Source organism: Bacillus infantis (genome assembly GCF_050107595.1).
GTDB classification, from domain to species: Bacteria; Bacillota; Bacilli; order Bacillales; family Cytobacillaceae; genus Bacillus_AB; species Bacillus_AB infantis_C.
Genome location: NZ_JBNILH010000005.1, coordinates 155,131 through 179,705, shown reverse-complemented (window position 1 = coordinate 179,705; position 24,575 = coordinate 155,131). Strand labels below are relative to the sequence as shown.

Genomic DNA, 24,575 nt, shown 5'->3' with positions numbered 1-24,575 from the left:
GAACAAAAAGTGGAACAGACATTCCTTCAATCCGTTACCTATGATAACGGCACATTATATATATTGGATCAGACCCTGCTGCCATCTGTCACAGAATTTCTTGAAATCACAAAGGTGGAGGATGCCTGGGATGCAATCAAGCAGCTGAAAGTCAGAGGGGCTCCGGCCATAGGGATTGCCGCTGCTTACGGACTTGTACTGGCCGCCAACAAGGCTCCTGAGGGAGATTTCTCATCATTTTACAAAGAATTCAAAGAAAATCTTGAGTACCTGGCAAGCTCCCGTCCTACTGCTGTTAATCTTTTCTGGGCGTTACAGAGAATGGATGAGCGTGCCCTGGCGGAAAAAGACCAGCCAGTTGCCAGGATAAAGAAAAAGCTTGAGGAAGAGGCACACCTGATCAGAAAAGAGGATGAGGAAGTATGCCGCAAGATCGGAATCCACGGGCTTGCCCTTTTGAAAGACGGGATGGGTGTGCTGACACATTGCAATGCAGGCGGCATTGCCACTGCAAGGTATGGTACGGCGCTGGCGCCTTTCTATCTCGCAAAGGAAAAAGGCTGGGACCTTAAGGTATATGCAGATGAAACACGGCCGCTTCTTCAAGGTGCAAGGCTGACAGCATGGGAACTTCAGCAGGCAGGAATTGATGTGACTCTTATCACAGACAGCATGGCTGCCATGGTCATGCAGCAAGGCATGGCTGAAGCTGTTTTTGTCGGCTGTGACCGGGTGGCCGCCAATGGGGACACTGCCAATAAGATTGGGACATACGGGCTTGCCCTGCTTGCCAGGGCACATAATATTCCGTTTTACGTAGCAGCGCCTACATCTACCATTGACATGAAGACAGAATCAGGAGAAGCTATCCCGATTGAAATGAGAGGCTCCGAAGAAATTACGCATGGGTTTGGCAGACCCACTGCACCGGGAGGAGTCAAGGTTTTCAATCCGGCATTTGATGTAACGCCTGCTGAGCTGATAACAGCCATCATCACCGAAAAAGGGATCATCCAAGGGAATTATCCTGAAGAGTTAAAGAAGCTGTTTCATTCATAATTTCAAGAAAGCAAGCAGCGATGCTTGCTTTTTGTCTGTAAGCTCTTTCTGCTCATATATTTTTCTAACGGGGGCAACTTAATAATGGAGACAATTGAAATAGGGTCCTTCAACCTCAAAATTGACTTGCTGGTTTCCCTTCTTTCACTGCTGATTGTCCATCTGTTTTTCCTCTTTCATCTTAAAAATAGACAAGAGTTTCGAAAAACCTTCGAGAACAAGCTTTTTACAGCAGTGCTGATTTGGTTTCTTATATATAAGTTTGGCCAGCTGCTTTTCCAGCCGTCACTATTATGGACTAATCCCCTTAGCTTGCTTTACTTCAATGGAGGGATAAAAGAAGCTGTTCTCGGTTTACTCGGTGCCGCTCTTTATTTTGCAGGTCAGTGCAGGAAGCATGGCTGGGCTGCCAGGGAAGCGGTCTATTTGATTATCTATGCGCTCATCACTTTTTTATGCGGATTTTGGCTGTTAAGCATTTTTTACTTTTTTATCAAATAAGCTTTTCAAGGAGGAATATTAGCTATGGCCAGAAAACTAATGCTGCTGATGGCCTTCTTAGTTTTGTTGAATATATCAGGCATATTGCCGCATGACGCTCCTAAAGCGGACTTGCCTGGCCTTGCCGCTGGTACTGAGGCACCTGATTTTCAGCTGAAGGATCTTCAGGGACATACTGTTAAGCTCTCCGATTTTCGCGGAAAAAAGGTTATGCTGAATTTTTGGGCTCCATGGTGCCCTCCCTGCAAACAGGAAATGCCTGAGATGCAAAAATTCCATGAAGCAGCTGGGAATGAGATCAGCATCCTGGCTGTCAATATCGATCCGCAATATAACTCGGCGAAATTTATTGAGAAGATGGGAATCACCTTTCCAATCCTGCTGGATGAAAAGGATGAGGTTAATACCCAGTATAAAGTCATGACAGTTCCCGCTACTTATTTCATTGATGAAAAAGGTATAATCCGGGATAAATACTTATCAGCGATGGAAGCAGAAACCATGTGGGAAATGACTGAAAAAATGAAGTGAAGTGTGAGCATCCTGTTGGGTGCTTTTTTTATTTTTTGCAGAGGTCATGCTGCTGCGATAAGGGAGGGTAATGCATCTTTTCAGGCCTCCGGGATACATGGTATGACTGCAAGAAGGCTTGTCATGTATGCCAAGAGGTTTCCGGGAGACATGATATGACTGTAGGAAGGCTTGTCATGTATCCCAACAGGTCTCCGGGAGACATGATATGACTGTAGGAAGGCTTGTCATGTATGCCAAGAGGTTTCCGGGAGACATGACATGACTGTAGGAAGGCCAGTCATGTATCCCAACAGGTCTCCGGGATACATGATATGACTGTAGGAAGGCTAGTCATGTATGCCAAGAGGTTTCCGGAATACATGGTATGGCTGTAGGAAGGCTAGTCATGTATTCCAACAGATTTCCGGGATACATGATATGACTGTAGGAAGGCTAGTCATGTATTCCAACAGATTTCCGGGATACATGATATGACTGTAGGAAGGCTAGTCATGTATTCCAACAGATTTCCGGAATACATGATATGACTGTAGGAAGGCTAGTCATGTATGCCAACAGATTTCCGGAATACATGATATGACTGTAGGAAGGCTAGTCATGTATGCCAAGAGGTTTCCGGAATACATGGTATGACTGTAGGAAGGCCAGTCATGTATCCCAACAAGTCTCCGGGATACATGATATGACTGTAGGAAGGCTAGTCATGTATGCCAACAGATTTCCGGAATACATGGTATGGCTGCGAAAAGGCCAGTCATGTATGCCAAGAGGTTTCCGGAATACATGGTATGGCTACGAAGAGGCCAGTCAAGTATCTCATCAATCCCAGGGATACAAGGCATTTCCACGAGAAACTTGTCATGAATCCCACTACTCAAAACTTTAAAAACCACAAGTCTGAAGCAAATATCCTTCAACTGCCCCCTCTTACTTTAAATTTTCAAAAAGTTGTAATAATTACAGGAATTTTTGGGCATATTAACTGTTAGAATAGGAAATAAGGAAGGTGAAAGAAATGAGAAAACCGAGAAAACAGACATTTGCAGAGCTTGTCCTTGAAAACAAGCGTCAGCTTCTGAAAGATCAGGCTGCTATAGATCGCATTGAAGTAAGGCTTGAAGAAAAACGCATGGGCAAAGCTGAATAAATTCCCATTCGTAACTCCCTCTCTTAAGGAGATATTAAAAGGGAGGAGGGATAAGCATGGGCAATCCGAAAAAAGACAGCAGCCAGTTTGTGCCGAACCACATTGGAACTAAATCAAGAGGATTCGGCGGCAACAAAGGCAAGAAGATGCAGGATACATCAGGCAAGCATGCTCAGGTTATTCAAACAAAAGGCGAATAATTGATAAATCACAGCCGTCCCTTATCGGGCCGGCTGTTTGTATGACCAGCTATTTTTCCTTCTGTGCATATGTCAGGCCTCCCCCTTTTAACCACTCATTTCCAACATGAAAAAACAACCTATTCCGCAAACTAATCAGGCAACAATCCACTACCGCCAAGGAGGGTTCCGTTATGGCACATAACAGGCCAAATCCCGATGACAGAAGCGATAACGTTGAGAAGCTTCAATCGATGATAGTCCATACAATTGAGAATATGCAGGAAGCAGAGGCTTCGATGGAGTTTGCAAACGAAGAAGACAAAAAGCGGATCGAAGCTAAGAACGAGCGCCGCCGGGACAGCCTGGACGCTTTCCGTTCAGAGGTAAAGGACGAATATCGGGCACAGCAGGAAAACGGAATAGAATAGTGAAGCCATTGGCCCGGGATATTCATCAGAACCCGGGCCATTTCCTTATCCGGACCAGCGCGGCAGAATGCTTAGTACATACAAGAATATATGGTAAAATAATAGCGGACGCGAAAGCGGAGAGTAAATAATTTTTGTAAAAGAAGATGTGATAGTGATGAACCAAAGGAAACAAAACGCTTCCCCAAACTCCGCCCGTATTGCGGAATGGGAAAAAGAGTACAGCGAGAACGGATATATATCCAATGAAGGCAGACTATTGAGCCTGCTGAAGGAAATGAACAGCGATGAAGATCCTGGATCTGTTTCATCAATTCTTACGCTTGCCGCTCTTTCAAGGCTTGGCAGGAATAAAGACGACAGCCTTGCTGCCGCCTGGATGGACAAAGCTTTAGAGCTGGATCCGCAAAATGGTCAGGCACGGAGATTTATGGCCCAGAGAGATTGGAAGAAACATCGTGAGCTTCTTGACATGCTTGTCTTTCCCTCTATCAGGGAAACAGACAACCGGACAGCAAAGCGTAAAATCGCCGAGCAGTATATCAGCATTTGCCGCAGCTTCCTGGATGCATCTGAAGAAGAGAAGGAAAGGCTATCAGGCAAAAGGGAAGTGTCAGAGGAACTGACAGACAAAAAGTTTGAAGATATATACTCCAGCCTGATCAGCCTGCTCGATTCGGCTGTTGATGAAACAGCTTTGCTGCTGAAGGCTGCTGAAGAATATGAAGAGTCGATTTCAGGGGTTTTCCATACAGCAACTCATGTCAGTGACATGAAAAAGCATATTGACCGAATTGCCGTACTGAAAGAAGAGTGGCATGCTTTATTCCAGACTGAAGAAGAAGAAACTGAAGAAATTAGTGCACTTGATAGTCTTAACAGTATGATCGGCATGGAAAAAGTAAAAAGCCGGGTCAATGATTTCTATAAATTCCTGAAGTACCAGAAAAAAAGAAAGCAGCTGGGGTTCCAGATCAAAGATGAAATGAGCCTGCATATGATTTTGACGGGCAACCCGGGAACAGGAAAAACGACACTCGCAAGGCTGCTTGCAAAAATTTATCATGAACTTGGTGTCCTGCCGCGGGAAGAAGTGGTGGAAGCAGACCGCTCCCAGCTTGTAGGAGCATATGTCGGCCAGACAGAGGAAAACGTCCGCTCGGCTGTTGAGAGAGCTCTCGGCGGCGTTCTTTTCATTGACGAAGCATACAGTCTGAAACGGGAAGGCCAGACAGGGAATGATTATGGCCAGACAGCAATTGATACTTTAGTATCAATGATGACCGGATCGGAATATGGCGGCAAGTTTGCAGTGATTCTGGCAGGCTATCCGGAAGAAATGCGGCAGTTCCTTGACGCCAATCCAGGCCTCAGGAGCCGCTTCCCTCAATCCAACCAGCTCCATCTTCCGGATTATACAGAAGATGAACTTGTGGAAATTGCTGATAGAATAGCGAAGGACAATGATTATATCCTTACTGATGAAGCAAAATCAGAGCTTAAAGGCAGGCTTGAGAAGGAAAAAGTGGATGACACTTTCGGAAACGCGCGGACAGCCAAAAATATCGTTCTCGACGCCATTTTTGAAAAAGGGGCGCAAACCGAAGCCACTGATCACCTGCTTCCTTATACACTGCTCGAAAAAGAGGACTTCATCCTTCACCAGGATGATGGGAAACGTAGTAACCCTGAGAAGCAGCTGGAAAGGCTTGTCGGACTTGAAAACATCAAAGAAGAAGTAGAGTCGCTGATATCGTTTGTAAAAATGCAGCAGTACCGCCGCGAACAGGATCTCCCATCAGTGCCTGTACAGCTTCATTCCGTATTTACCGGCAATCCCGGCACAGGGAAGACGACAGTGGCGAAGATTTATGCAGAGCTGCTTCATAAATGCGGGATGCTGAAAAGGGGACATCTCATTATTGCCGGCCGTTCAGATCTTGTTGCAGGCTATGTAGGCCAAACAGCGATCAAGACGAAGAAAATCATCAGGGAAGCATTGGGCGGCGTTCTTTTTATAGACGAAGCTTACTCCCTTTTAAGTGAATCGCCTGGGGATTTTGGCAAAGAAGCCATCGACACACTGGTTGATGAAATGACAAAGCATAACGAAAATCTGGTTGTCGTCCTTGCCGGCTATTCCAATGAAATGGAAAGGCTGCTGCAGAGCAACCCTGGCCTGAAATCCCGCTTTAAGAAGTTCTTTCATTTTAAAGACTATAATACAGAAGAACTTATCCAGATCATCAGGAATTACGCCGCTCAATATAAGTATGATTTGACTGCAGGAGCAATAGCTTATTTGGATGAAGCATTGCCCGGCATAAAGGCCGGAGGCAACGGGCGCCTTGCAGCCAATCTGGCTGATGAATCCATCCAGTTCCAGGCCTTCAGGCTCATGGAAGGCGATGAGAATCAATTGAAGGAGAATGCATCCCTTCTGGAGAAAGAGGATTTTGAGAAGGCGGTAAAGAAAATCACAAAGGGGAATAAAGATGCTGATATCAACGAAAGAAATTGAAGTCCGATATGCGGAAACCGATCAAATGGGTGTGGTATACCATGCCAATTATCTGGTCTGGATGGAGCTTGGCCGCACCAGGCTGATCGAGGAGCTTGGCTTCAATTATGCAGAGCTTGAAAAAGACGGAATCATTTCTCCTGTAATCGATATTGCCGCTTCCTATAAAAAGCCAGTCAGATATGGCGAAAAAGCTGTCATCAAGACTTGGATCGAAGAATATGACGGATTCCGTGTCACATATGGCTATGAAATATTGACAGAGGACGGCGAATTATCAGTAGAAGGCATATCTAAGCATGTATGTGTGAAAAAGGAAAACTTCCGCCCCATTTCAATCAAGCGGAAATATCATGATTGGCACGAAGCCTATGAAAAAGCGAAAAAAGCTCCTGAAGCTGCTGAGTAGGTGATCCAGTGGCATTTGGGATTGGAAAAAAAGAATTGAAAGAATGGAAAGATAAAATTGATAAAGGGGAAATTGCTTTCCTGACTCATTACTGGCTGGATGACCGCTTCCCCGGCTGCAAAACAGTGACAAAGGTAGGCTGCAATGATTTGGAAAAGCTGAAAAGATGGGGGATTTCCCATGGCCTTAAGCCGGAATGGATTGATATTAGAAAGGACGGCTATTCACATTTTGATTTGCTGGGTGACAGGCAGAAACAGATTCTTGCCAAAGAAGGAATCCGCAATACCCTGGACTGAATTGAAAAAGAAGAAAGCAGCTGCTTAGAAAGGCAGCTGCTTACTCTTCATATTTGAATACAGGCTCATTTGCCTTGTGATTCATTTCTACATACAAATCTTGATCATTAAAAAACCAAAGATCTTTTTCTTCAATAAAAAATGTAATGCCGCCTTTCTCCGTTACTGCACCTGTATTAACAGGCTCTTCATTGGCAACTCCGAGAGAGAAACCCTGCTGAACGGTGCTGCATCCGCCGTAGCGGGCAAAAAAACGGAGATGGTCACCTTTTTCCAGTGAAAGTTCATCTTTGTACCATTGTGCGGCATCGTCATTTATATGTATGTTCATGAGAAGTCTCCTTTCCCGCAATCTGTTTTCCATAATCATTATAAAGGAGTATGCGGTGTAAAGCGAATAATTGAATCAGGCTGCACAAGTGAAGCAAGCCTATTTATACTTTATGTTTTAATTGCAAAAAATACCCCTTATCAGGGTAATTTGCATAAGCACTTCGATCCCTTCCAGGCCGTTTGACAGGATGGACGGTCAGGGTACAGAAAAAATAAAACGAAGGATGTGTCAGTTTGTCTCAATATCGATTAATGAATATGATCGGCATCTTTATTTTCGGCGGAATAGCGCTTCTGGTCGTCCTGCAGACAGATAAAGCAGAGAAGGCCATTGAAGCAGGCGCTTTTGCCACGGTCATGGCTGTAATTTATTTTGTTCTTGCTGCAATCCGCGAGAAAAACCGCAGCATTTTTATACCAGTTATCGGTGTGCTGGCAGTCTTGGCGGTCAGCATGATTTTTCTCCAGGGATTCTTCTTCGGATCACATCACTAGAAAAAAACCGATAAATTCAGATTACTGTAAAAGGGGGTGGCCCGATGTTTAAAATGACTGGAGCTGCAGCCGATAAACTGCTTGATGCAGTTGAAAAGGAAAGAAAGTCTGAGGATGAGAAGCTGTATGTACGACTTTCAATGGGGATCGGCTGAGGCGGCCCTCAGCTAAAGCTGTCTCTGGAAGAGCAGCCTATTACCAATGATAAATCCTTTGAATTCGGCGGTCTTTCTGTTTTAATCCATGATAAGGATTTTGTCTATTTTGATCATACTAAGCTTGATTATGTAAAAGATGTATTTGGAAATGCGAAGTTTCAATTGATTAAGTTATAGCTCTAATGATTAAGTTATAGCTCTATAAGGGAAAAAAGCGCGTGTCTCCACCCAGTAAACAGTCCAGATCATTTGGAGAAACAAAAAATAGCATTAGAAATCGAGCATAAAATCGCAAAGGTTTTATGCTCGATTTTTTAATGAAAGGTAAGTGTTATTCCTGTTTTCATTACCAGATTAACAAGTGAAATAGCATACTAATCAGCATGACAATAGCTATATTCATTCTGTTGATTAGGGTTTCAGTAACATTGTTATTTTTACTATTAAAGACCTAGAGGATTAAAAACTTAATGTTAAAATATTTTCCAGCAAAAAAGTAGGTCAAGTTTCATTAAAGAGCAGGTTATTGAATTAAGGCTGCTTTTAAAAGGATTAATAAAAATAGGAATTATAAGGGGAAAAGTTATGAAGCAAAAGGCGTCAGAAGAATTATTTAGAATAGATTGTGAAGATATTTATCTTCAAGAGTTTTCAATTGATGATGCAATTAATATATACAGAATATCAAATCAGCCAGAAATATTTAAGTTCCTGCCTGACTGGAAATCAACCAAGGAACAAAGGATAGATTGGGTCACCAATTACGAAATACCAGCAAATAAAGCATTCCTTGATGCACTTAAAAAAACTAGCAGCATTGAAGGCCATTTTTTAAAACTGGGGGTATTTATTAAGGAAACGAATGAACTGATTGGATGGTGCTGTACGGGTATTAAAGATGGGCTTCCTAAACCAAATAGAGAAATTATGTACGCCATTTCAAATGAATATCAAGGTAAAGGTTACGCAACTAAAGCGTCTTCGGGTTTGATTGATTATTTGTTTACAAATACGAATGCAGAGAACCTTAACGCAGTAGCTTTAATTAACAACGTCTCATCAAATAAAGTAATTGAAAAATGTAAATTTACCTATCAAGGACAACTGACGATAGGAAATGAACGTTATAATCACTATATATTGAGTAAGTCAGTGTGGAGGAAAAACATTAAATAAGTGTTTGCTGTTATTATTTTTATAGAGAGCTTTAATCGAAACATGTTCATAAAAAAAGACTAGCTCGGAGCAGTATGCTCTGAGCTTTTTTCCTTGCTATCTATTGAATAATTTAACCTGCAGCTTGTTATCTTTATTTTCCTTACAACAACTGAACTGCTCTCTCCATAAGGCATCCGCTTTATTTAGTCTTAATTTTGATCCGGCAATTCTCACGGTTTGATTTGCGGCTGGGTTTATTTGAGATTCTCCAAATCAGCTTCCGGCTTCACCTCTTTATCCGTATCTGCAGTATCTGCAGTATCTGCAGGAAGAATAAGCTTCACCATTGTTCCTTCTCCCGGACTGCTTGATATTTCAATCCTTCCGCCCAGTTCCTCGACAATTTTCTTGCAGACCGACATGCCGATGCCTGTGCCGGTTTCTTTTGTCGTATAAAACGGCTCATAAATCCTTTGCAGTGTTTCTTCCGGCATGCCGCATCCATTATCCTGAATCGTGATAACAGCATGCTGGCTGCAGCATTCGACCTTTGCCTGGACAGAGCCGGCTGTGCTCTCTATTGTCATAGCTTCCATTGCATTTTTGAACAGATTGGAAAGCACCTGCTTCAGCTCACCGGGAACAGCCGCCAATGTGGGATCATCGGGGGAAGGTTCGAATAAAAGCAGGCTTCCCCTTAAAGCAGCTTCGCTTTCGTAAAGCATTACAATTTCTCTGACAATCTGATTGATATGCACTTTTTTTATTTTGTTCTCGGAAGGTTTGTTGGCATTCAGGAAACTGCCGATAATTTCATTTGCCCGGGTGATTTCCCCTAATGCAATACTGGCATACTCCTCTTTCCCGATCTCCCTGAGCTGCGGCTTAAGCAGCTGGAGGAAGCCCTTGACTGTAGTGAGCGGATTGCGGATTTCGTGAGCGATGCCGGCAGCCAGCTTTCCGAGATTCGCCTGGAATTCATAGGCGACTGCCATTTCCTGCACCTGTTCTGCAGTCTGTACAAGCTTTTCCTTTTTTTTCTGCAGTGCTTTGGAAAAAACAGCCGCTTTTTCCTCGAATTCTGCCAGCACTTGTTCAATTTCCGCTGCCAATGGTTCAATTGGAAAGCAGAATATATGGATCGTTTCGTTTTCGGGTCCATCAGCCCGGTAAATGCGGAACCAGCCTTCTTTAAAATGAAAATCAAGATATTCTGCATTCCTTCCAAAAAGGAATGCCTGGAGCTCCTGCGCATTCCGGCCGTCGGCAAGAAGTTCCGAAATATGCTTTTGGCAATGATGCTGCTGGTTACCTGAGGCCGAGATGATGTATAAATCATGGGTTAAAATAAAATAAGGAAAAGGAAACGATTCTTGAGATAAAGAGTTTACGGGTATCACAATATACCCTCCTTAAAACGAGTAATGTGTGCGTATTTTGTCTTTTTAAAGCCGCCCGGCAGTCAGGGGCCACACCGTAATATATGAATCTTTTTCCGTATTATGTGCGGAATTTGATAAAAAAGAAAGTTTTAAGTCGAAAAGATGGATAATTATGACTTTTATACTATTATACAAAACTGGTATGCCCACTACAATAACGCACAATATTTTTCTTTTGCAGAACAGATCTTTTGGGATGTTATTTGCGTGTATAGCATTTGCTGAAGGAGCTGGAGGAAAAAAATAAACGGCTTTACAGCCGTTTATTTTTTGTTCTAAAGCCAGGAGATCTTTGGCTCTGTTTTATCTTTTATGCGTTTAATATTGGCCCTGTGCCTGTAAATAACGAAGAAGGCAAGGATGGACACAACTATAGTGAGCAGCGGATCCCATTCACCTACAAAAAGGGAATAAATCACCGCCGAAATGGCTGCCAGCATAGATGAAAGGGATACATACTTGGTTATGTATAAACTGAGGAAGAAAATCACCACGATCACTGCAAACATAAGCGGTGCACATGCCAGCAGTACTCCTCCGGATGTTGCGACTGCCTTTCCTCCTCGGAAGCCGGCAAAAATTGGATACATATGGCCAATTACAGCAAATATGCCTGCCACGAGCCAATTGAAATCCGATCCAAGGAAATAGGGAAGGAGGGCTGCAAGGGTCCCTTTTAATATGTCTGCACTTGTAACGATGATGCCTGCCTTAACGCCAAGCGTCCTGAATGTATTAGTTCCGCCCAGATTGCCGCTGCCATGCTGGCGGATGTCTGTCCCGTAAAATGCCTTTCCGATCCAGAGCCCTGAAGGAATGGATCCGAGCAAATAAGCCAGTACAATGATAATGCCTGCTGTCATAACTTCTCTCCTTTATTCAAAATCCGCGATTCCCCATGTAATTTGACTGGAATCTGATTGTCTGTTCTGGTATCAATTCAAAGAGGATTAGCCAGGTCTTTATATTGTACCATGTGAGGACAACTTAGCACCAGGTACTAATCCATGTTTATAGATGCTTTACCCGGGAAAATGATCTATAGATAAGAGTTGAGCATTATTATTGATAATCGGAATCGTTTCGATTACAATCAGATTATCTTATAAAAGAGGTGACTGCAATGAGACAGGATATTCATCCGGATTACAGGCAGGTAGTATTTATGGACGTAAACAGCGGCTACAAATTTTTAAGCGGCTCTACGAAAAAGACGAATGAAACGATAGAATGGGAAGACGGCAATACTTATCCGCTGTTAAAGGTGGAAGTTAGCTCTGACACACATCCCTTTTATACCGGGAAACAGAAATTCGCCGATAAAGGCGGCCGTGTCGACCGTTTCATGAAGAAGTACAATATGGAAAACAAAGAAAAATAAAAAGCAGCAGCCCGCCGGCTTCCCAGCCTGGCGGGCTTTTCTTATAAAAGCACAGTCCTCAGACTTTTTCTTTCTTATAGATCTGGTAAATCTTTTTAATTGCTTCCATATGGAGAGCTTCATGATAAAAACTGAAAAGAAAGGCTTCCCCTGTTGTATGGAAGGTTATGCCGGCTTTATTGGTGAAAGGCTCTGGCAGCGTTTCTTCCAGGCGGCCAGGCATCAATTGGAGGATCCTGTCCTTTTGGTCAGCCATGATGCCGGCAATTTCCCTCAGGCTCGGCGGCTCCTGCTTCCATGTTCGCGGACTGGTGCCAGCACTGAAAAGCTCTTCATAAGTTGCCGGCAGTCCTGATTTTTCCTTCAGCAGCAAGAATGCTATTTTTTCCTGTATGTAGACAATATGCCCGAAATTCCAGCGGATGCTGTTATTGAAGCCGTCTGGAATAAAATCAGCTGCTTCCTCTGGTATGCGCTTGAGCGATTTTTCTGTAATATCCTTTACCGTCTCCATATGCTTGAAAATCAGATGCTCCATATAAGGACCCCCCTATGTTTTTTCAGGCTGAGCCGGAAGCTGATGCCGGCCAGACCGTACTATCAATAAATATACGCTTTGTTGTAAATATATTTCAAGAATCTTTCAATATGCTTTTCAGTGTTTCGCCTGGACCAAACCGGGTATCTATAGAACAGAAGCAGCAATCACTTTATTTTAAAGGAGAGATTATCAATGGAACATACTAATGGTTCAGCAGAAACAAACAGCAAAGTAGAAAACAAACTGGATAACATGGGATCTGAGAAAAAAGACGAAATTCTATCAAGCTTTGAAGGCTTCAAGGATTATTTAGGAGGCAAGGTCTCACTCGGCAAGAAAATGGGATTGAATGAAGAGCAGCTGGCAAATGCCGCGCAGAAGGTAGGCGACTATCTGGCGAAGAAGGAAGAGCCTCGCAACAGGGAGGAAAAGCTGCTTCAGGAGCTGTGGAAGTCCGGTAACGAAGAAGAGCAGCATGCTCTTTCCCATCTGCTGGTTAAGCTGGTAGGCTAATCTCAAAATAATCAGGAGCAAAGCAATTTATGCTTTGTTCCTTTTTTATGGATGGCCGCATGGTTTCTATTTTTAGAAAAACGGTTATTATATAGGCATTCATCCGCTTGGCAGGAAAAATGGGAGGAACAAATATGGGGCCATTAAAAAAGAAAAAAGTATGGGTTCCGGCTGTGCTGCTGCTTTTGATCATATACAGCATTACAGTCATTTACCATACAAATAAAAAGCTGCCCGAGGGGTTGTCTTATGAAGGTAAAGTCCATCAGGCTGAGGATTTGCAGCTGCTGACGGATTTATCGTATGAAGACAAAAAAGGAAAAAGGCAGCATGATCAGGAAATTTTTGAAAGGATGCAGGAGGCGATCGAAGAAGCAGAGGAGTTTATCGTTATGGATATGTTCCTATATAGCGGTTATTACGACAAGGAGGAGAAGTTCCCTCCGCTCAGCCAGAATATAACTGACAGGCTGATCAGGAAGAAGAAGCAGAGACCCGAAATGCCCGTTATTGTGATTACAGATAAAATCAATACTACATATGGCTCCCATGAAGCACCTGAACTGGAGGAGCTGAAGAAGAACGGCATAGAGGTGGTCATGACGAAATTAGAGCCGCTGCGTGATTCAAACCCGCTCTATTCTGGTTTCTGGCGGATGTTTTTGCAGTGGTTCGGCCAGGATGGCAAAGGGTGGCTGCCCAATCCGCTTGCCAATACTGCACCTGATGTGACAGCGCGGTCCTATCTTGATCTGCTTAACATCAAGGCCAATCACCGCAAGGTCTTCGTGTCTGAGAAAACAGCCATCGTTTCTTCAGGGAACCCCCATGATGCAAGCGGCTATCATTCGAATATTGCTTTTGAAGGAAGCGGCGGTCTCATAGTGGATTTGCTTAAAACAGAACAGGCTGTCATTGATTATTCCGGCTATGATATTCAGCTGCCAAAGTACCAGCAAGACGCAAAGGAAGGCGGACCAATCAGCCTGCAGGTTTTGACAGAAGGGAAGATTCTCAAACATATACTTCAAGAAATAGATGAAAGCCGGAAAGGAGACATCATATGGCTTGGCATGTTCTATCTTGCCGAGCGGGATGTCATCGGCGGCCTGGAGGAAGCGGCAGACCGCGGAGTGCAGGTCAATCTCATATTCGACCCGAACCAGAATGCCTTTGGCTCGGAAAAGACCGGTCTCCCGAATATTCCGGTTGCTTCTGAGCTTGAAAAACTCGGTAAAGAAAATATCTCCATCCGCTGGTACAATACAGATGAAGAGCAGTACCATCCGAAGCTGATGTTCATCCAAAAGAAAACTGACAGTATTTTGATTGGCGGTTCAGCCAATTTTACAAAAAGGAATCTGGATGATTTGAATCTCGAAACAGATGTTAAGATAGCAGCCCCCAATGACACAGAGGTCATGAAGGATGCTGATGCCTATTTTAAAAGGATATGGCAGAATGAAGATGGCATCTATACTCTAGACTATGGTACCCAGGAAGAGCTTCCTGTGTTCAGATATATTGTATACAGCCTTCAAAAGATGCTTGGCTTTACCACTTATTAGTAACAGCCAGCCACCGCAAAAAACCTTCCGCAGGCCTTGGCCCGGAAGGTTTTTTGCGGTGGCCTCAAGTGGAATGCTTTGAAACTTTTTACGTTTCCCAATCGTTAATATTAGAGAGTGCTGCAAGAAAAAACAGGCAGGATATTCTAGAAGATTCGTCCTTCCCTTTGCTGCATAGATTCGTTACGATAGTATCCGGGAGGAATTCAATTTATGGCCAATATACAAATTAATCAAAAGCCGGCAAAGAAAAGGGGCCTCGCTGCAGGAGTTGTTCTCCTGCTGCTGGCTGTTATTTCCGGCATCCTGTTTTGGCTTTACCCCTTTGCATCACCCGTTAAAGAAGAGTATTTCTCAGGGGAGAACCCGATCATCTTTGAAGGAAGACAGGAAGGAAATGCCTGGACTGATAACGGAAACATCTATCTGCCGCTGTCTTTGCTCCAGGAAAAGCTGGACGATTCCATCGTGTTTGATGAGAGTTCTCAGTCTATTATTCTGACTACCAAAAACAAGGTCGTCCAAATGCCGACGGATGCTTTGTCATATTATGTGAACAGCAAGCCTGTCGAGCTGCAGCTGCCTGCCGCAAGGAATCAGTCAGGCGTCCTCTTTATTTCGCTCGATGAAATCAGGCGTTATTATCCTCTCGCTTATACAGTGCTTGAAGACACAGGTGCAATATGGATTCAAAAGGACGGCGAGACGGTGCTGGAGGCAATCATCCGTGATCAGGACATCAGCAAGGAAAGGCTGCGGTTAAGGACTGATCCTGATCTCCAGTCACCTTATACAGCTGATGCCGAAGCGAATGAGGAACTGTATATCGAAGAGGAAAAAGGAGAATACTATTTTGCAAGGAAAAGTGACGGAACTGCAGGATATATAAAAAAAGAGTATGTCATTAAAGGAGACCAAACAGTAGTGTCTGCCAAAGTAGAGGGATACAAGCCAGATTTGAAGAAGATCGACGGTCCGATCCATCTGACATGGGAAGCGGTTTATTCGAAAAATCCGGATCATGCTGCAATCCCATCGATGCCGGGCGTCAATGTCGTCTCCCCTACATGGTTTGAGCTTGCAGGTGCAGACGGCTCAGTAAAAAACCTCGGTTCGGCGGATTATGTAAAATGGGCGCATGGAAGGGGTTATCAGGTATGGGGCCTGTTTTCCAATGCATTCGACCCGGAATTGACGCATCAGACATTTAAAGATTTTGAAACTAGGCAAAAGATTATCCGCTCCCTCCTGCATTACAGCCAAATTTATAAGCTGGATGGCATCAATCTCGACATTGAGAATGTGAATCAGGAGGATGGACCGCTTGTGACTCAGTTTGTACGTGAAGCGACGCCTTATTTCCATCAAGCAGGACTGACGGTTTCAATGGATATTACATTTATTTCAAGCGGGAATTGGTCGGCATTTTATGAAAGGGATAAGCTTGCCGGAATGGTCGATTATTTAGCAGTAATGGCATACGATGAGCACTGGGCTACCTCGCCGGTTGCCGGAAGTGTTGCAAGCCTTCCCTGGGTGGAAAGCAATCTTCAGGCATTGCTTGAAGTGGTGCCGAAAGAAAAGCTTATACTCGGCGTTCCCCTGTATGCCAGGCTATGGGAGGAAAAGGATGAAGGCGGCATCTCCTCAAAGGCCCTGTCTATGAGGGAAGTGAAAGAGTGGCTTCAAGAAACAGGAGCTGTGCCGGCTTATGATGAGGCATCCGGGCAAAACTATGCAGAATATTATTCTGAGAAAGATAAGGCAACCTATAGAATCTGGCTTGAGGATGAAATGTCCTTGAGGAAAAGAGCAGAGATAGCGGATCGTCATGGACTGGCCGGTGTCGGCAGCTGGTCCAGATATTTTGCGGATCAGTCAGCATGGCTGGCCCTTTCACCAGGTAAGGGCCAGGCTGCCAAAAAGTAAGATGTCTCCAAAAACAGCATTCAATACTTTATAATAGGAAATGGCCGAAAAAGGGCCATTTTCTTTTTTAATTTCATTACGATTGGAGTCTTTTTCATGAAAGTTGGTTTTTCAGCGCTGCAGTGGATGGCATTCATGGTTGCAGGGACGATTGTCGCCCCCATCGCCATTGCCGATCTATTCGGGTTGAATCCGGCCGAGGCAGCGGGCCTCGGCCAGCGCACTATTTTTGTACTGGGTATATCCAGCCTCCTTCAGGGTTTCTTCGGGCACAGGCTGCCCATAAACGAAGGGCCAGCTGGTCTTTGGTGGGGTGTGTTTGCCATATACGCAGGGCTCAGCACCTCATTGTTTTCTTCAGCAGGTGAAACTCTCCAGGCATTGGAGGGAACAATGCTTGTCTCAGGCGCTGTCTTCATACTCCTAAGCATCTTTAAGCTCATCGACCGGCTTGCCCTGCTGTTTACACCGGTTGTATCGGGAGTCTATCTGCTGCTGCTGATCCTTCAGCTCAGCGGTTCCTTTTTTAATGGTATGCTCGGAATCGGCTATCGCAAGGATGGCGTCGACATGCCTGTGTTCTTTTTCTGTCTGGCGCTTGTCATTGCTGCGTTTTACTTGTCCAAACACAGGATCAGGACGGTCAGCCAATATTCCATTCTGATCAGCCTTGCTGGCGGCTGGCTGCTGTTTTTTCTTTTCGGCCTGTCAAAGGAAGTGTCTATATCGGGAGGCAGGGTAATCTCCATGCCGGAGCTGTTTGCTTTCGGGCCGCCGAAATTTGATGCAGGAATGACAGTGACTGCCGTCTTTGTGACACTGCTTTTGCTGACAAATATGATCGCAAGCATCCGGGTAGCAGACGAGGTGCTGAAGAAAGAAGGCGAAAAAACACCTTCTCCCCGATTCAAGGCTTCCGGCTTTGTGTCAGGAGTCAACCAGCTTCTTGGCGGTATTTTCTCAGCAATCGGACCTGTGCCGATTTCAGGCTCAGCCGGGTTCATTGCTACGACAAAGATCACTAAGCTCCTCCCATTCATAATTGGGGCTGCAATCATCACGGCAGCAAGCTTTTTCCCTGCCCTGATGTCTTTCTTTGCATCACTGCCGGCTCCTGTAGGATATTCTGTCACTTTTGTGGTGTTTGCCAATATGGCAGGCATTGCATTCGGAGAGCTTGACAAAGAAAAGGATACGGGCCGGATACGCCTTGTGGCGGGCATTTCCCTCCTTGCAGGTGTAGGCGCTATGTTCGTTCCGCCTGAGGCATTTGAAGGGGTTTCCCCGCTGATTACGTCATTTTTAAATAATGGACTAATATTCGGTTCTGTCATAGCAATAACAGCCGATCAGATTACAAAAAAGGTTTATGGCCGGCAGACTGGGGAAAGCCGCTGATAGCCCTGATGGCGGGTGCTTATCCGGCACCTGCCATTTTTTTCTTCCTATTATGGACTTTATTTTTTGAATAATGATAAAATTATAGCAAAAATACATAAGGAATTGATTCTATGCTAAAAACGATGCTGACGAAAGAGGATATACTTGAGCTTGCTGATTACGCGGCGGCAAAGAACAGCCAGCCGGATTCATTTATTGGCTATTTGGGTACAGAGGCGCCGGATATTGCTGAAGATCTGGCAGACCTTTCTAAAGATGAAGATTCCGCCTGTTTTATTCTTAGAGAGGACTCCTCAAAAATCACCGGTTTCCTCGGAGTGGATGCCGATTTGGAAAGAGGAGTCGGAGAATTGTGGGGGCCATTTGCAGATCCCGGCAGCTGGGATGACTCTGCTGCATATCTGCTGTCCTTAGCGGAAGAATATTTTGGGGACAGGCTGAACCAATGGCATCTCTTTATCGGCCGGAAAAATGAACGATGCAAATTGCTTGCTGAGAAGAAGGGCTACAAGCTTGCTTCATCTCAGATGTTCATGGAGCTTACCCTTGAAAATACAGTGGGCGGGGAAGCGCCATCTCTTTTAACAAAGGAGTTCTTTGCCGATTTTACCCATCTTCATGATTCACTGTTTCCAGCTACCTATTATTCCGGCAGCGAGATGCTCGAAAAACTCGATGTTGAACATCTTATTTTTGCCATAATAAAAGATAACAAATTGTCAGGCTATCTCTATGCAGAACTGGACTCAGAAGAGAAGGCTGCGAGCATAGAATTTATGGGTGTTTCCCCTATTGAGAGAAGAAAAGGCACGGGAGCCACGCTTATCCTTATGGCGGCCAAGAAGCTGAGGGAAAGCGGGATGGAGAGGATAAAACTATGCGTTGACAGCGCAAATGAAAATGCCATTTCGCTCTACAGGAAAATGGATTTTAAAGAAATAAACACCCTTCTGTTTTATAAAAGGCTCTGTTAGTGTTCCATGCCGATTCAGCTCATTTATGTGTAACTCTTGTTTAACAGCAGACTTATAAAAAGCAGTAAATCCATGATGAAATAAAGCCGGCTGCATATATTGCAGATTCATGCCGTAAAGCCGCTGAAAGGTTTCAGACTCATCCCTTCAGGTTATAGGAATACTGGCGTATATAAAAAGAATATGAAATAATAAGGAGTGGTGAAATCATGTCAATTGAAAATCCGAGCCGGGAAGAAATCGGCAAAATACTGAAAAAAGCGAAAAAGGTTGCTGTTGTCGGCCTGAGCGGGAATCCGGACAGGACCTCTTATATGGTATCAAAAGCCATGCAGGATGCAGGTTATACCATCATCCCGGTAAACCCTGGCGAGGAAGAGATCCTTGGTGAAAAGGCTGTTGGGTCACTGAAGGAAATAGAGGGACCTATAGATATTGTAAATATTTTCAGGCGTTCTGAATATCTGCCTGATCTTGCAAGGGAATTTGATGAAATAGATGCCGATGTTTTTTGGGCCCAGCTGGGTGTTGCTAATCAGGAAGCCTATGACTTTTTGAAGGAAAAAGGCTATACAGTCATTATGGATCGCTGTATCAAAGTAGAGCATGCAATGACAAAATGACGAAAAAAAGTACCTAAAGCACACTAATACATATGCTATTAGTGTGCTTTCATTTGCCGGGAAAGAAGGCTTAAAAAGGATTCGGCTGCTCCTTTGACAGCACCCTTGACATCAATTCTTAATCTAAAAAATTCAGAACTCATTTGCCAAAACCAAATAAATAGATACAATTAAGCATAGACGTCTTTTAAAAATATGGTAAACTTAAACATAGAACACTTGTTCTTATATGGGTATTTCTGTACCGGGGACAAGGATTATCATGTGAAAAGGCGAATACTTATAGTGATGTTCGACAACATAGATACAAAGGCAAGACGGTTGTGTGCAGCAATGAAAGGGGTATGTTTGTGGCAACAAATCAGCAGGCATTTGATTATAATGATGATGCCATACAGGTACTAGAAGGGCTTGAAGCAGTTAGAAAACGCCCTGGGATGTACATTGGAAGCACCGATGCGAGAGGTTTGCACCATCTCGTATATGAAATAGTAGATAACTCAGTGGATGAAGCACTTGCAGGCTATGGAGACCATATTATCGTCAAAATACATAAAGATAACTCCATCAGCGTGCAGGATAAAGGCCGGGGCATGCCAACAGGAATGCATAAGCTCGGCAAACCGACTCCTGAAATCATTTTGACTGTGCTCCATGCAGGAGGCAAGTTCGGACAGGGAGGATATAAGACGAGCGGCGGGCTCCACGGAGTCGGCGCCTCAGTCGTGAACGCGCTATCAGAGTGGCTCGTAGTAAAAATCCGGAGAAACGGGTTCGTTTATGAGCAGCGGTTCGAGAATGGCGGCAAGCCCGCAACTACGCTCGAGAAGGTCGGAAAAACGAACCAGTCGGGAACAGTGATCCATTTTAAGCCTGATCCGGCGATTTTTTCAACGACTGTCTATAACTACGAGACGCTTTGCGAACGCCTTCGGGAGTCCGCATTCCTGATGAAAGGCATGAAAATCGAACTGATTGATGAAAGGCACGATGCCCGTGACCTGTTCCATTTCGAAACAGGCATCGAAGCTTTTGTAGAGTATCTGAATGAGGAAAAAGACGTTCTGCACCCTGTTGTCAGCTTCGAAGGAGAGCATAATCAGATAGAAGTTGACTTTGCCTTCCAATTTAATGACGGATATTCCGAGAATGTCCTTTCCTTCGTCAACAATGTCCGTACAAAGGACGGCGGAACACACGAAGCCGGAAGCAAAACTGCCATGACAAGGGTCTTCAATGAATACGCACGCAAAGTCGGACTGCTGAAGGAAAAAGATAAGAATCTGGACGGCTCCGATATCAGGGAAGGCTTTTCTGCGATCATTTCCGTAAGGGTGCCTGAAGAGCTCCTGCAGTTTGAAGGACAGACAAAAGGGAAGCTGGGCACCAGTGAAGCACGTTCAGCCGTTGATGCAGTCGTGAGTGAGCATCTGTCGTATTTCCTTGAAGAAAATCCTAATATAAGCTCCCTGCTCATTAAAAAAGCCATTAAAGCCTACCAGGCAAGAGAAGCGGCGCGGAAGGCAAGAGAAGAAGCGCGGGGCGGCAAGAAAAGGAAGCGTTCGGAAGCGGTCCTTTCCGGAAAGCTGACGCCTGCGCAGTCACGCAACCCGCAGAAGAATGAACTGTACCTTGTTGAGGGAGACTCTGCCGGCGGCTCGGCAAAGCAAGGCCGTGACAGGCGGTTCCAGGCAGTCCTGCCGCTGAGGGGTAAAGTCATCAATACCGAAAAGGCAAAGCTTCAGGACATTTTTAAGAATGAGGAAATCAACACGATCATCCATGCCATCGGCGCCGGGGTAGGAGCGGATTTCAATGTGGAAGATGTCAACTATGAGAAGGTTGTGATCATGACTGATGCCGATACAGATGGCGCACATATCCAGGTGCTGCTGCTTACGTTCTTCTATCGGTATATGAAACCTCTCATTGAAGCAGGCAAGGTTTTCATTGCCCTGCCCCCATTGTACAAAGTGAGCAAAGGGATAGGGAAAAAAGAAAAGATCGAGTACGCATGGAGTGATGATGAGCTGCAGGGTGCCATGCAAAAGATCGGCAAAGGCTATATGATTCAGCGCTACAAAGGACTTGGTGAAATGAATGCAGACCAGCTGTGGGAAACAACCATGGATCCGGAATCAAGGACGCTGATCAGGGTCAGGATCGATGACGCCGCAAGAGCGGAAAGAAGGGTTACGACCTTGATGGGTGATAAGGTTGAACCAAGAAGAAAGTGGATTGAAACAAATGTTGCCTTCGGCCTTGAAGAGGATGGGAGCATCCTTGAAAATGAGAACATCTCGGTTGCAGAGGAGGCGTCTGATCTATGAGTTCTTCTGAAAAATTCAGGGATCTTCCGCTAGAGGATGTTCTCGGCGACCGGTTTGGGCGTTACAGCAAGTATATTATCCAGGACAGGGCCCTCCCGGATGTCAGGGATGGTCTGAAGCCTGTACAGCGGCGTATTCTGTATGCGATGCATGTAGAAGGCAATACAAATGAAAAGGGCTTCAGGAAATCTGCCAAGACGGTAGGGAATGTTATCGGCAATTATCATCCGCACGGAGATTCTTCTGTATACGATGCAATGGTGCGGATGAGCCAGGACTGGAAGGTACGAAATTTCCTTGTTGAAATGCACGGAAATAACGGAAGCATTGACGGAGACCCTCCTGCAGCCATGCGTTATACAGAAGCAAGGCTGTCGGCAATTTCATCAGAGCTTCTGCGGGATATTGAAAAGCAAACAGTCGACTTCATCCCGAACTTTGATGATACTTCCAGTGAACCGACTGTACTTCCAGCCATGTTCCCGAACCTGCTGGTCAATGGATCGACAGGGATTTCAGCAGGTTATGCTACTGAAATCCCCCCGCATCATCTTGGGGAGATCATAGACGGCGTCATCATGCGCATGGACAAGCCGGATTGCACGGTAGATGAGCTTATGGAGGTTATCAAAGGGCCGGATTTCCCGACCGGCGGAACCATCCAGGGGGCCGAAGGGATCAAGAAGGCCTATGAGACAGGGAAAGGCAAGATCATCATCCGCGGCAAATCAGAGGTTGAAGACATCCGCGGGGGCAGGCAGCAGATCGTCATCACAGAAATTCCGTTTGAAGTAAACAAGGCGAATCTGGTCAAGAAGATTGACGAGCTTAAGATGGACAGGAAAGTTGAAGGCATCAGCGAAGTCAGGGATGAAACCGACCGGACAGGCCTGAGGATCGTCATTGAGCTCAAGAAGGATGCAGACGCTGAAGGTGTCTTAAACTATCTTTATAAAAACACAGATCTTCAAATTCCATACAACTTCAATATGGTCGCAATTTCAAACCGCCATCCAAAGCTGCTCGGGCTGCGTGAAATGCTTGATGCCTATATCGGACATCAGAAAGAAGTGGTTACACGGAGGTCCCAGTATGAGCTGAAAAAGGCGCAGGACCGCCAGCATATCGTGGAAGGCCTTATGAAGGCACTGTCTATACTTGATGAAGTCATCGCCTCAATCCGTGCTTCAAAGGATAAACGTGATGCTAAAGATAATCTGATCAGCCAGTTCGGTTTCACAGAGCCTCAGGCAGAAGCAATTGTATCCCTCCAGCTGTACCGGTTGACCAATACAGATATTACGGCGCTGCGGGCAGAAGCGGAAGAGCTTGCCCAAAAGGTAGCAGAGCTGCTTAGCATCCTTCAGAGCGAGAAAAAACTTCTGAGCGTGATTAAAAAGGATCTTAAAGATGTGAAGAAGAGATTTGCGGACGCGCGCCGTTCTGTTATCGAAGCCGAAATCGAAGAGATTAAAATCAATCTTGAAGTATTGATTGCCAGTGAAGATGTGATCGTTACCGTTACAAATGAAGGCTATGTCAAAAGGACAAGCCAGCGTTCCTATGCGGCATCAAACGGACAGGATTTCGGCATGAAGGATTCTGACAGGCTTATGTCAAAACTTGATATGAACACAACAGATGTCCTGCTAGTCTTTACGGACAAAGGAAGCTATATGTATCTTCCTGTCCATGAACTTCCGGATATTCGCTGGAAAGATCTCGGGCAGCATGTCGCCAATCTAGTGCCGATAGACCGTACTGAGTCTATCATTGGCGCAATTCCGGTTAAAGATTTTGAGACTGATGCTTATTTAATGTTTGTCACAAAGAATGGCATGGTGAAGAAATCAGAGCTGAAAAATTATAAAGCACAGCGATATTCAAAGCCGCTTGTGGCCGTTAATCTTAAAAATGACGATATCGTAACAGATGTTTTCCTGACTGATGGCAAGCAGGATCTAATAATCGCAACTTCTATGGGATATGCCCTGTGGTTCCCGGAAGAAGAAGTCAGCGTTGTTGGAGCGCGTGCCGCCGGTGTGAAGGGCATTAATCTGAAGGACGGGGATTATGTGGTAAGCGGAAAGCTTGTCAGCAATGTCAAAGAGGAAGCTGTTGTCATTGCAACCCAGCGCGGGGCCATCAAAAAGATGAAGCTCGCTGAGTTTGAAAAGACTTCCAGAGCCAAACGCGGACTGGTTATGCTGCGGGAACTTAAAGCCAACCCGCACAGAGTGGTCGGTATGGTGCTGGCAAAAAGTCAGGACAAGATTTTTATCGAATCAGAAAAAGGCGTTATCGAGCAAGTGACAGCCTCTGACCTCCGCTTTAATGACCGCTATTCAAACGGATCGTTCATCCTTGACGAATCTGACAGCGGAAAAGCGAAAAAGATGTGGCAAGAAGCAGCTGAGATAACGGCTGATTAATGATAAGCCCCTGTTGAACAGACAGGGGCTTTTTGCTGAGAAGAAAAATAAAAGCGGGCAAAAAGGCCTGTTTTGCTATTTTACTATAAGGGTATAAAGATTACGTTTACATTAATTAATCTGTCAGCAAGGGCATGAAAGCATTTTCATCTTGTCCGCCAGCGAAACTTCTGATAGATTTAAGAGAGTTACTATTTCAAGATAACAAGTTGCTGAC

Annotated in this window: 24 protein-coding genes; 20 read left to right on the top strand and 4 right to left on the bottom strand. The window is 44.8% G+C overall.

Annotated elements, in window-relative coordinates; translation table 11 throughout:
* Positions 1-9: 9 nt before the first annotated feature.
* The 9 genes from mtnA to ACQCVH_RS12470 all read left to right on the top strand — a co-directional run bounded on the left by mtnA (position 10) and on the right by ACQCVH_RS12470 (position 7,080).
* The gene (gene mtnA, locus ACQCVH_RS12510) at positions 10-1,059 is read left to right on the top strand and encodes an S-methyl-5-thioribose-1-phosphate isomerase (RefSeq protein ID WP_426835997.1); all 1,050 of its coding nucleotides are present in this window, start codon (positions 10-12) and stop codon (positions 1,057-1,059) included.
* Positions 1,060-1,143: 84 nt separating this feature from the next.
* A complete protein-coding gene (locus tag ACQCVH_RS12505; RefSeq protein ID WP_426835996.1) occupies positions 1,144-1,560 on the top strand; it encodes a hypothetical protein in 417 nt (138 codons plus the stop codon).
* Between the two features lie 24 nt (positions 1,561-1,584).
* Positions 1,585-2,091: a peroxiredoxin family protein gene (locus ACQCVH_RS12500; RefSeq protein WP_426835995.1), complete on the top strand. Its 507-nt coding sequence runs from the start codon at positions 1,585-1,587 to the stop codon at positions 2,089-2,091.
* Positions 2,092-3,109: 1,018 nt separating this feature from the next.
* Entirely contained in the window at positions 3,110-3,241 is a 132-nt protein-coding gene (locus ACQCVH_RS12495; protein WP_022543828.1) for an FbpB family small basic protein, read from the top strand.
* Between the two features lie 56 nt (positions 3,242-3,297).
* Complete coding sequence (locus ACQCVH_RS12490) at positions 3,298-3,441, top strand: acid-soluble spore protein N (protein WP_009790921.1); 144 nt, start codon at positions 3,298-3,300, stop codon at positions 3,439-3,441.
* Between the two features lie 173 nt (positions 3,442-3,614).
* The gene (gene tlp, locus ACQCVH_RS12485; RefSeq protein WP_101547701.1) at positions 3,615-3,851 is read left to right on the top strand and encodes a small acid-soluble spore protein Tlp; all 237 of its coding nucleotides are present in this window, start codon (positions 3,615-3,617) and stop codon (positions 3,849-3,851) included.
* A gap of 157 nt (positions 3,852-4,008) precedes the next feature.
* Positions 4,009-6,372 carry an AAA family ATPase gene (locus ACQCVH_RS12480; RefSeq protein ID WP_426835994.1) on the top strand — a complete coding sequence of 788 codons (2,364 nt, stop codon included), beginning with the start codon at positions 4,009-4,011 and terminating at the stop codon, positions 6,370-6,372.
* Complete coding sequence (locus ACQCVH_RS12475; protein WP_426835993.1) at positions 6,347-6,781, top strand: acyl-CoA thioesterase; 435 nt, start codon at positions 6,347-6,349, stop codon at positions 6,779-6,781. Before ACQCVH_RS12480 ends, ACQCVH_RS12475 begins: the two co-directional genes overlap by 26 nt.
* An 8-nt stretch (positions 6,782-6,789) precedes the next feature.
* A complete protein-coding gene (locus ACQCVH_RS12470; protein ID WP_426835992.1) occupies positions 6,790-7,080 on the top strand; it encodes a hypothetical protein in 291 nt (96 codons plus the stop codon).
* 40 nt (positions 7,081-7,120) lie between these two features.
* Here ACQCVH_RS12470 and ACQCVH_RS12465 read toward each other — a convergent pair whose 3' ends face one another.
* Positions 7,121-7,411, bottom strand: coding sequence for a HesB/YadR/YfhF family protein (locus ACQCVH_RS12465; RefSeq protein WP_022543829.1), 291 nt, complete (start codon positions 7,409-7,411; stop codon positions 7,121-7,123).
* A gap of 236 nt (positions 7,412-7,647) precedes the next feature.
* Here ACQCVH_RS12465 and ACQCVH_RS12460 point away from each other — a divergent pair, with 236 nt between their 5' ends.
* Positions 7,648-7,908, top strand: a complete 261-nt coding sequence (locus ACQCVH_RS12460) for a hypothetical protein (RefSeq protein WP_426835991.1) — start codon at positions 7,648-7,650, stop codon at positions 7,906-7,908.
* Between the two features lie 743 nt (positions 7,909-8,651).
* On the top strand, positions 8,652-9,242 hold the full coding sequence (locus ACQCVH_RS12455; protein ID WP_426835990.1) for a GNAT family N-acetyltransferase: 591 nt from the start codon (positions 8,652-8,654) through the stop codon (positions 9,240-9,242).
* Positions 9,243-9,478: 236 nt separating this feature from the next.
* On the opposite strand, the gene ACQCVH_RS12450 is transcribed toward ACQCVH_RS12455, so the two are convergent.
* Both ACQCVH_RS12450 and plsY read right to left on the bottom strand, forming a co-directional pair.
* Entirely contained in the window at positions 9,479-10,624 is a 1,146-nt protein-coding gene (locus ACQCVH_RS12450; RefSeq protein ID WP_426835989.1) for a two-component system sensor histidine kinase NtrB, read from the bottom strand.
* Between the two features lie 317 nt (positions 10,625-10,941).
* Positions 10,942-11,529, bottom strand: coding sequence for a glycerol-3-phosphate 1-O-acyltransferase PlsY (plsY, locus tag ACQCVH_RS12445; protein ID WP_426835988.1), 588 nt, complete (start codon positions 11,527-11,529; stop codon positions 10,942-10,944).
* A 260-nt stretch (positions 11,530-11,789) separates the two neighbouring features.
* On the opposite strand from plsY, the gene ACQCVH_RS12440 reads away from it, so the two are divergent.
* A complete protein-coding gene (locus tag ACQCVH_RS12440; protein ID WP_101547710.1) occupies positions 11,790-12,047 on the top strand; it encodes a type B 50S ribosomal protein L31 in 258 nt (85 codons plus the stop codon).
* Between the two features lie 58 nt (positions 12,048-12,105).
* Here the strand turns inward: ACQCVH_RS12440 and ACQCVH_RS12435 are convergent, their stop codons facing one another.
* Positions 12,106-12,585 carry a DinB family protein gene (locus ACQCVH_RS12435; protein ID WP_426835987.1) on the bottom strand — a complete coding sequence of 160 codons (480 nt, stop codon included), beginning with the start codon at positions 12,583-12,585 and terminating at the stop codon, positions 12,106-12,108.
* Between the two features lie 195 nt (positions 12,586-12,780).
* Here ACQCVH_RS12435 and ACQCVH_RS12430 point away from each other — a divergent pair, with 195 nt between their 5' ends.
* From ACQCVH_RS12430 to parC, 8 genes are all read left to right on the top strand, one after another.
* Positions 12,781-13,101, top strand: coding sequence for a DUF3243 domain-containing protein (locus tag ACQCVH_RS12430; RefSeq protein WP_148975269.1), 321 nt, complete (start codon positions 12,781-12,783; stop codon positions 13,099-13,101).
* Between the two features lie 134 nt (positions 13,102-13,235).
* Positions 13,236-14,669 (top strand): phospholipase D family protein, encoded by a 1,434-nt coding sequence (locus ACQCVH_RS12425; protein ID WP_426835986.1) that lies wholly within the window; start codon positions 13,236-13,238, stop codon positions 14,667-14,669.
* 213 nt (positions 14,670-14,882) lie between these two features.
* Positions 14,883-16,598, top strand: coding sequence for a glycosyl hydrolase family 18 protein (locus ACQCVH_RS12420; protein ID WP_426835985.1), 1,716 nt, complete (start codon positions 14,883-14,885; stop codon positions 16,596-16,598).
* Positions 16,599-16,694: 96 nt separating this feature from the next.
* Positions 16,695-17,996: a purine/pyrimidine permease gene (locus tag ACQCVH_RS12415; RefSeq protein WP_426835984.1), complete on the top strand. Its 1,302-nt coding sequence runs from the start codon at positions 16,695-16,697 to the stop codon at positions 17,994-17,996.
* 113 nt (positions 17,997-18,109) lie between these two features.
* Positions 18,110-18,973 (top strand): GNAT family N-acetyltransferase, encoded by an 864-nt coding sequence (locus tag ACQCVH_RS12410; RefSeq protein WP_426835983.1) that lies wholly within the window; start codon positions 18,110-18,112, stop codon positions 18,971-18,973.
* A 209-nt stretch (positions 18,974-19,182) separates the two neighbouring features.
* Positions 19,183-19,596: a CoA-binding protein gene (locus ACQCVH_RS12405; protein ID WP_426835982.1), complete on the top strand. Its 414-nt coding sequence runs from the start codon at positions 19,183-19,185 to the stop codon at positions 19,594-19,596.
* A 350-nt stretch (positions 19,597-19,946) separates the two neighbouring features.
* On the top strand, positions 19,947-21,926 hold the full coding sequence (parE, locus tag ACQCVH_RS12400) for a DNA topoisomerase IV subunit B (RefSeq protein ID WP_426835981.1): 1,980 nt from the start codon (positions 19,947-19,949) through the stop codon (positions 21,924-21,926).
* Positions 21,923-24,358, top strand: coding sequence for a DNA topoisomerase IV subunit A (gene parC, locus ACQCVH_RS12395; RefSeq protein ID WP_426835980.1), 2,436 nt, complete (start codon positions 21,923-21,925; stop codon positions 24,356-24,358). The genes parE and parC overlap by 4 nt, the downstream gene beginning before the upstream one ends.
* Positions 24,359-24,575: the final 217 nt, after the last annotated feature.

Coding starts and splice junctions, on each gene's coding strand:
- ACQCVH_RS12505 (WP_426835996.1), top strand. CDS start 1,144: ATGGAGACAATTGAAATAGGGTCCTTCAACCTCAAAATTGACTTGCTG.
- ACQCVH_RS12410 (WP_426835983.1), top strand. CDS start 18,110: ATGCTAAAAACGATGCTGACGAAAGAGGATATACTTGAGCTTGCTGAT.
- ACQCVH_RS12430 (WP_148975269.1), top strand. CDS start 12,781: ATGGAACATACTAATGGTTCAGCAGAAACAAACAGCAAAGTAGAAAAC.
- ACQCVH_RS12425 (WP_426835986.1), top strand. CDS start 13,236: ATGGGGCCATTAAAAAAGAAAAAAGTATGGGTTCCGGCTGTGCTGCTG.
- ACQCVH_RS12495 (WP_022543828.1), top strand. CDS start 3,110: ATGAGAAAACCGAGAAAACAGACATTTGCAGAGCTTGTCCTTGAAAAC.
- ACQCVH_RS12455 (WP_426835990.1), top strand. CDS start 8,652: ATGAAGCAAAAGGCGTCAGAAGAATTATTTAGAATAGATTGTGAAGAT.
- tlp (WP_101547701.1), top strand. CDS start 3,615: ATGGCACATAACAGGCCAAATCCCGATGACAGAAGCGATAACGTTGAG.
- ACQCVH_RS12435 (WP_426835987.1), bottom strand. CDS start 12,585: ATGGAGCATCTGATTTTCAAGCATATGGAGACGGTAAAGGATATTACA.
- ACQCVH_RS12480 (WP_426835994.1), top strand. CDS start 4,009: ATGAACCAAAGGAAACAAAACGCTTCCCCAAACTCCGCCCGTATTGCG.
- ACQCVH_RS12500 (WP_426835995.1), top strand. CDS start 1,585: ATGGCCAGAAAACTAATGCTGCTGATGGCCTTCTTAGTTTTGTTGAAT.
- ACQCVH_RS12405 (WP_426835982.1), top strand. CDS start 19,183: ATGTCAATTGAAAATCCGAGCCGGGAAGAAATCGGCAAAATACTGAAA.
- parC (WP_426835980.1), top strand. CDS start 21,923: ATGAGTTCTTCTGAAAAATTCAGGGATCTTCCGCTAGAGGATGTTCTC.
- ACQCVH_RS12420 (WP_426835985.1), top strand. CDS start 14,883: ATGGCCAATATACAAATTAATCAAAAGCCGGCAAAGAAAAGGGGCCTC.
- ACQCVH_RS12490 (WP_009790921.1), top strand. CDS start 3,298: ATGGGCAATCCGAAAAAAGACAGCAGCCAGTTTGTGCCGAACCACATT.
- plsY (WP_426835988.1), bottom strand. CDS start 11,529: ATGACAGCAGGCATTATCATTGTACTGGCTTATTTGCTCGGATCCATT.
- ACQCVH_RS12415 (WP_426835984.1), top strand. CDS start 16,695: ATGAAAGTTGGTTTTTCAGCGCTGCAGTGGATGGCATTCATGGTTGCA.
- ACQCVH_RS12465 (WP_022543829.1), bottom strand. CDS start 7,411: ATGAACATACATATAAATGACGATGCCGCACAATGGTACAAAGATGAA.
- ACQCVH_RS12475 (WP_426835993.1), top strand. CDS start 6,347: ATGCTGATATCAACGAAAGAAATTGAAGTCCGATATGCGGAAACCGAT.
- ACQCVH_RS12440 (WP_101547710.1), top strand. CDS start 11,790: ATGAGACAGGATATTCATCCGGATTACAGGCAGGTAGTATTTATGGAC.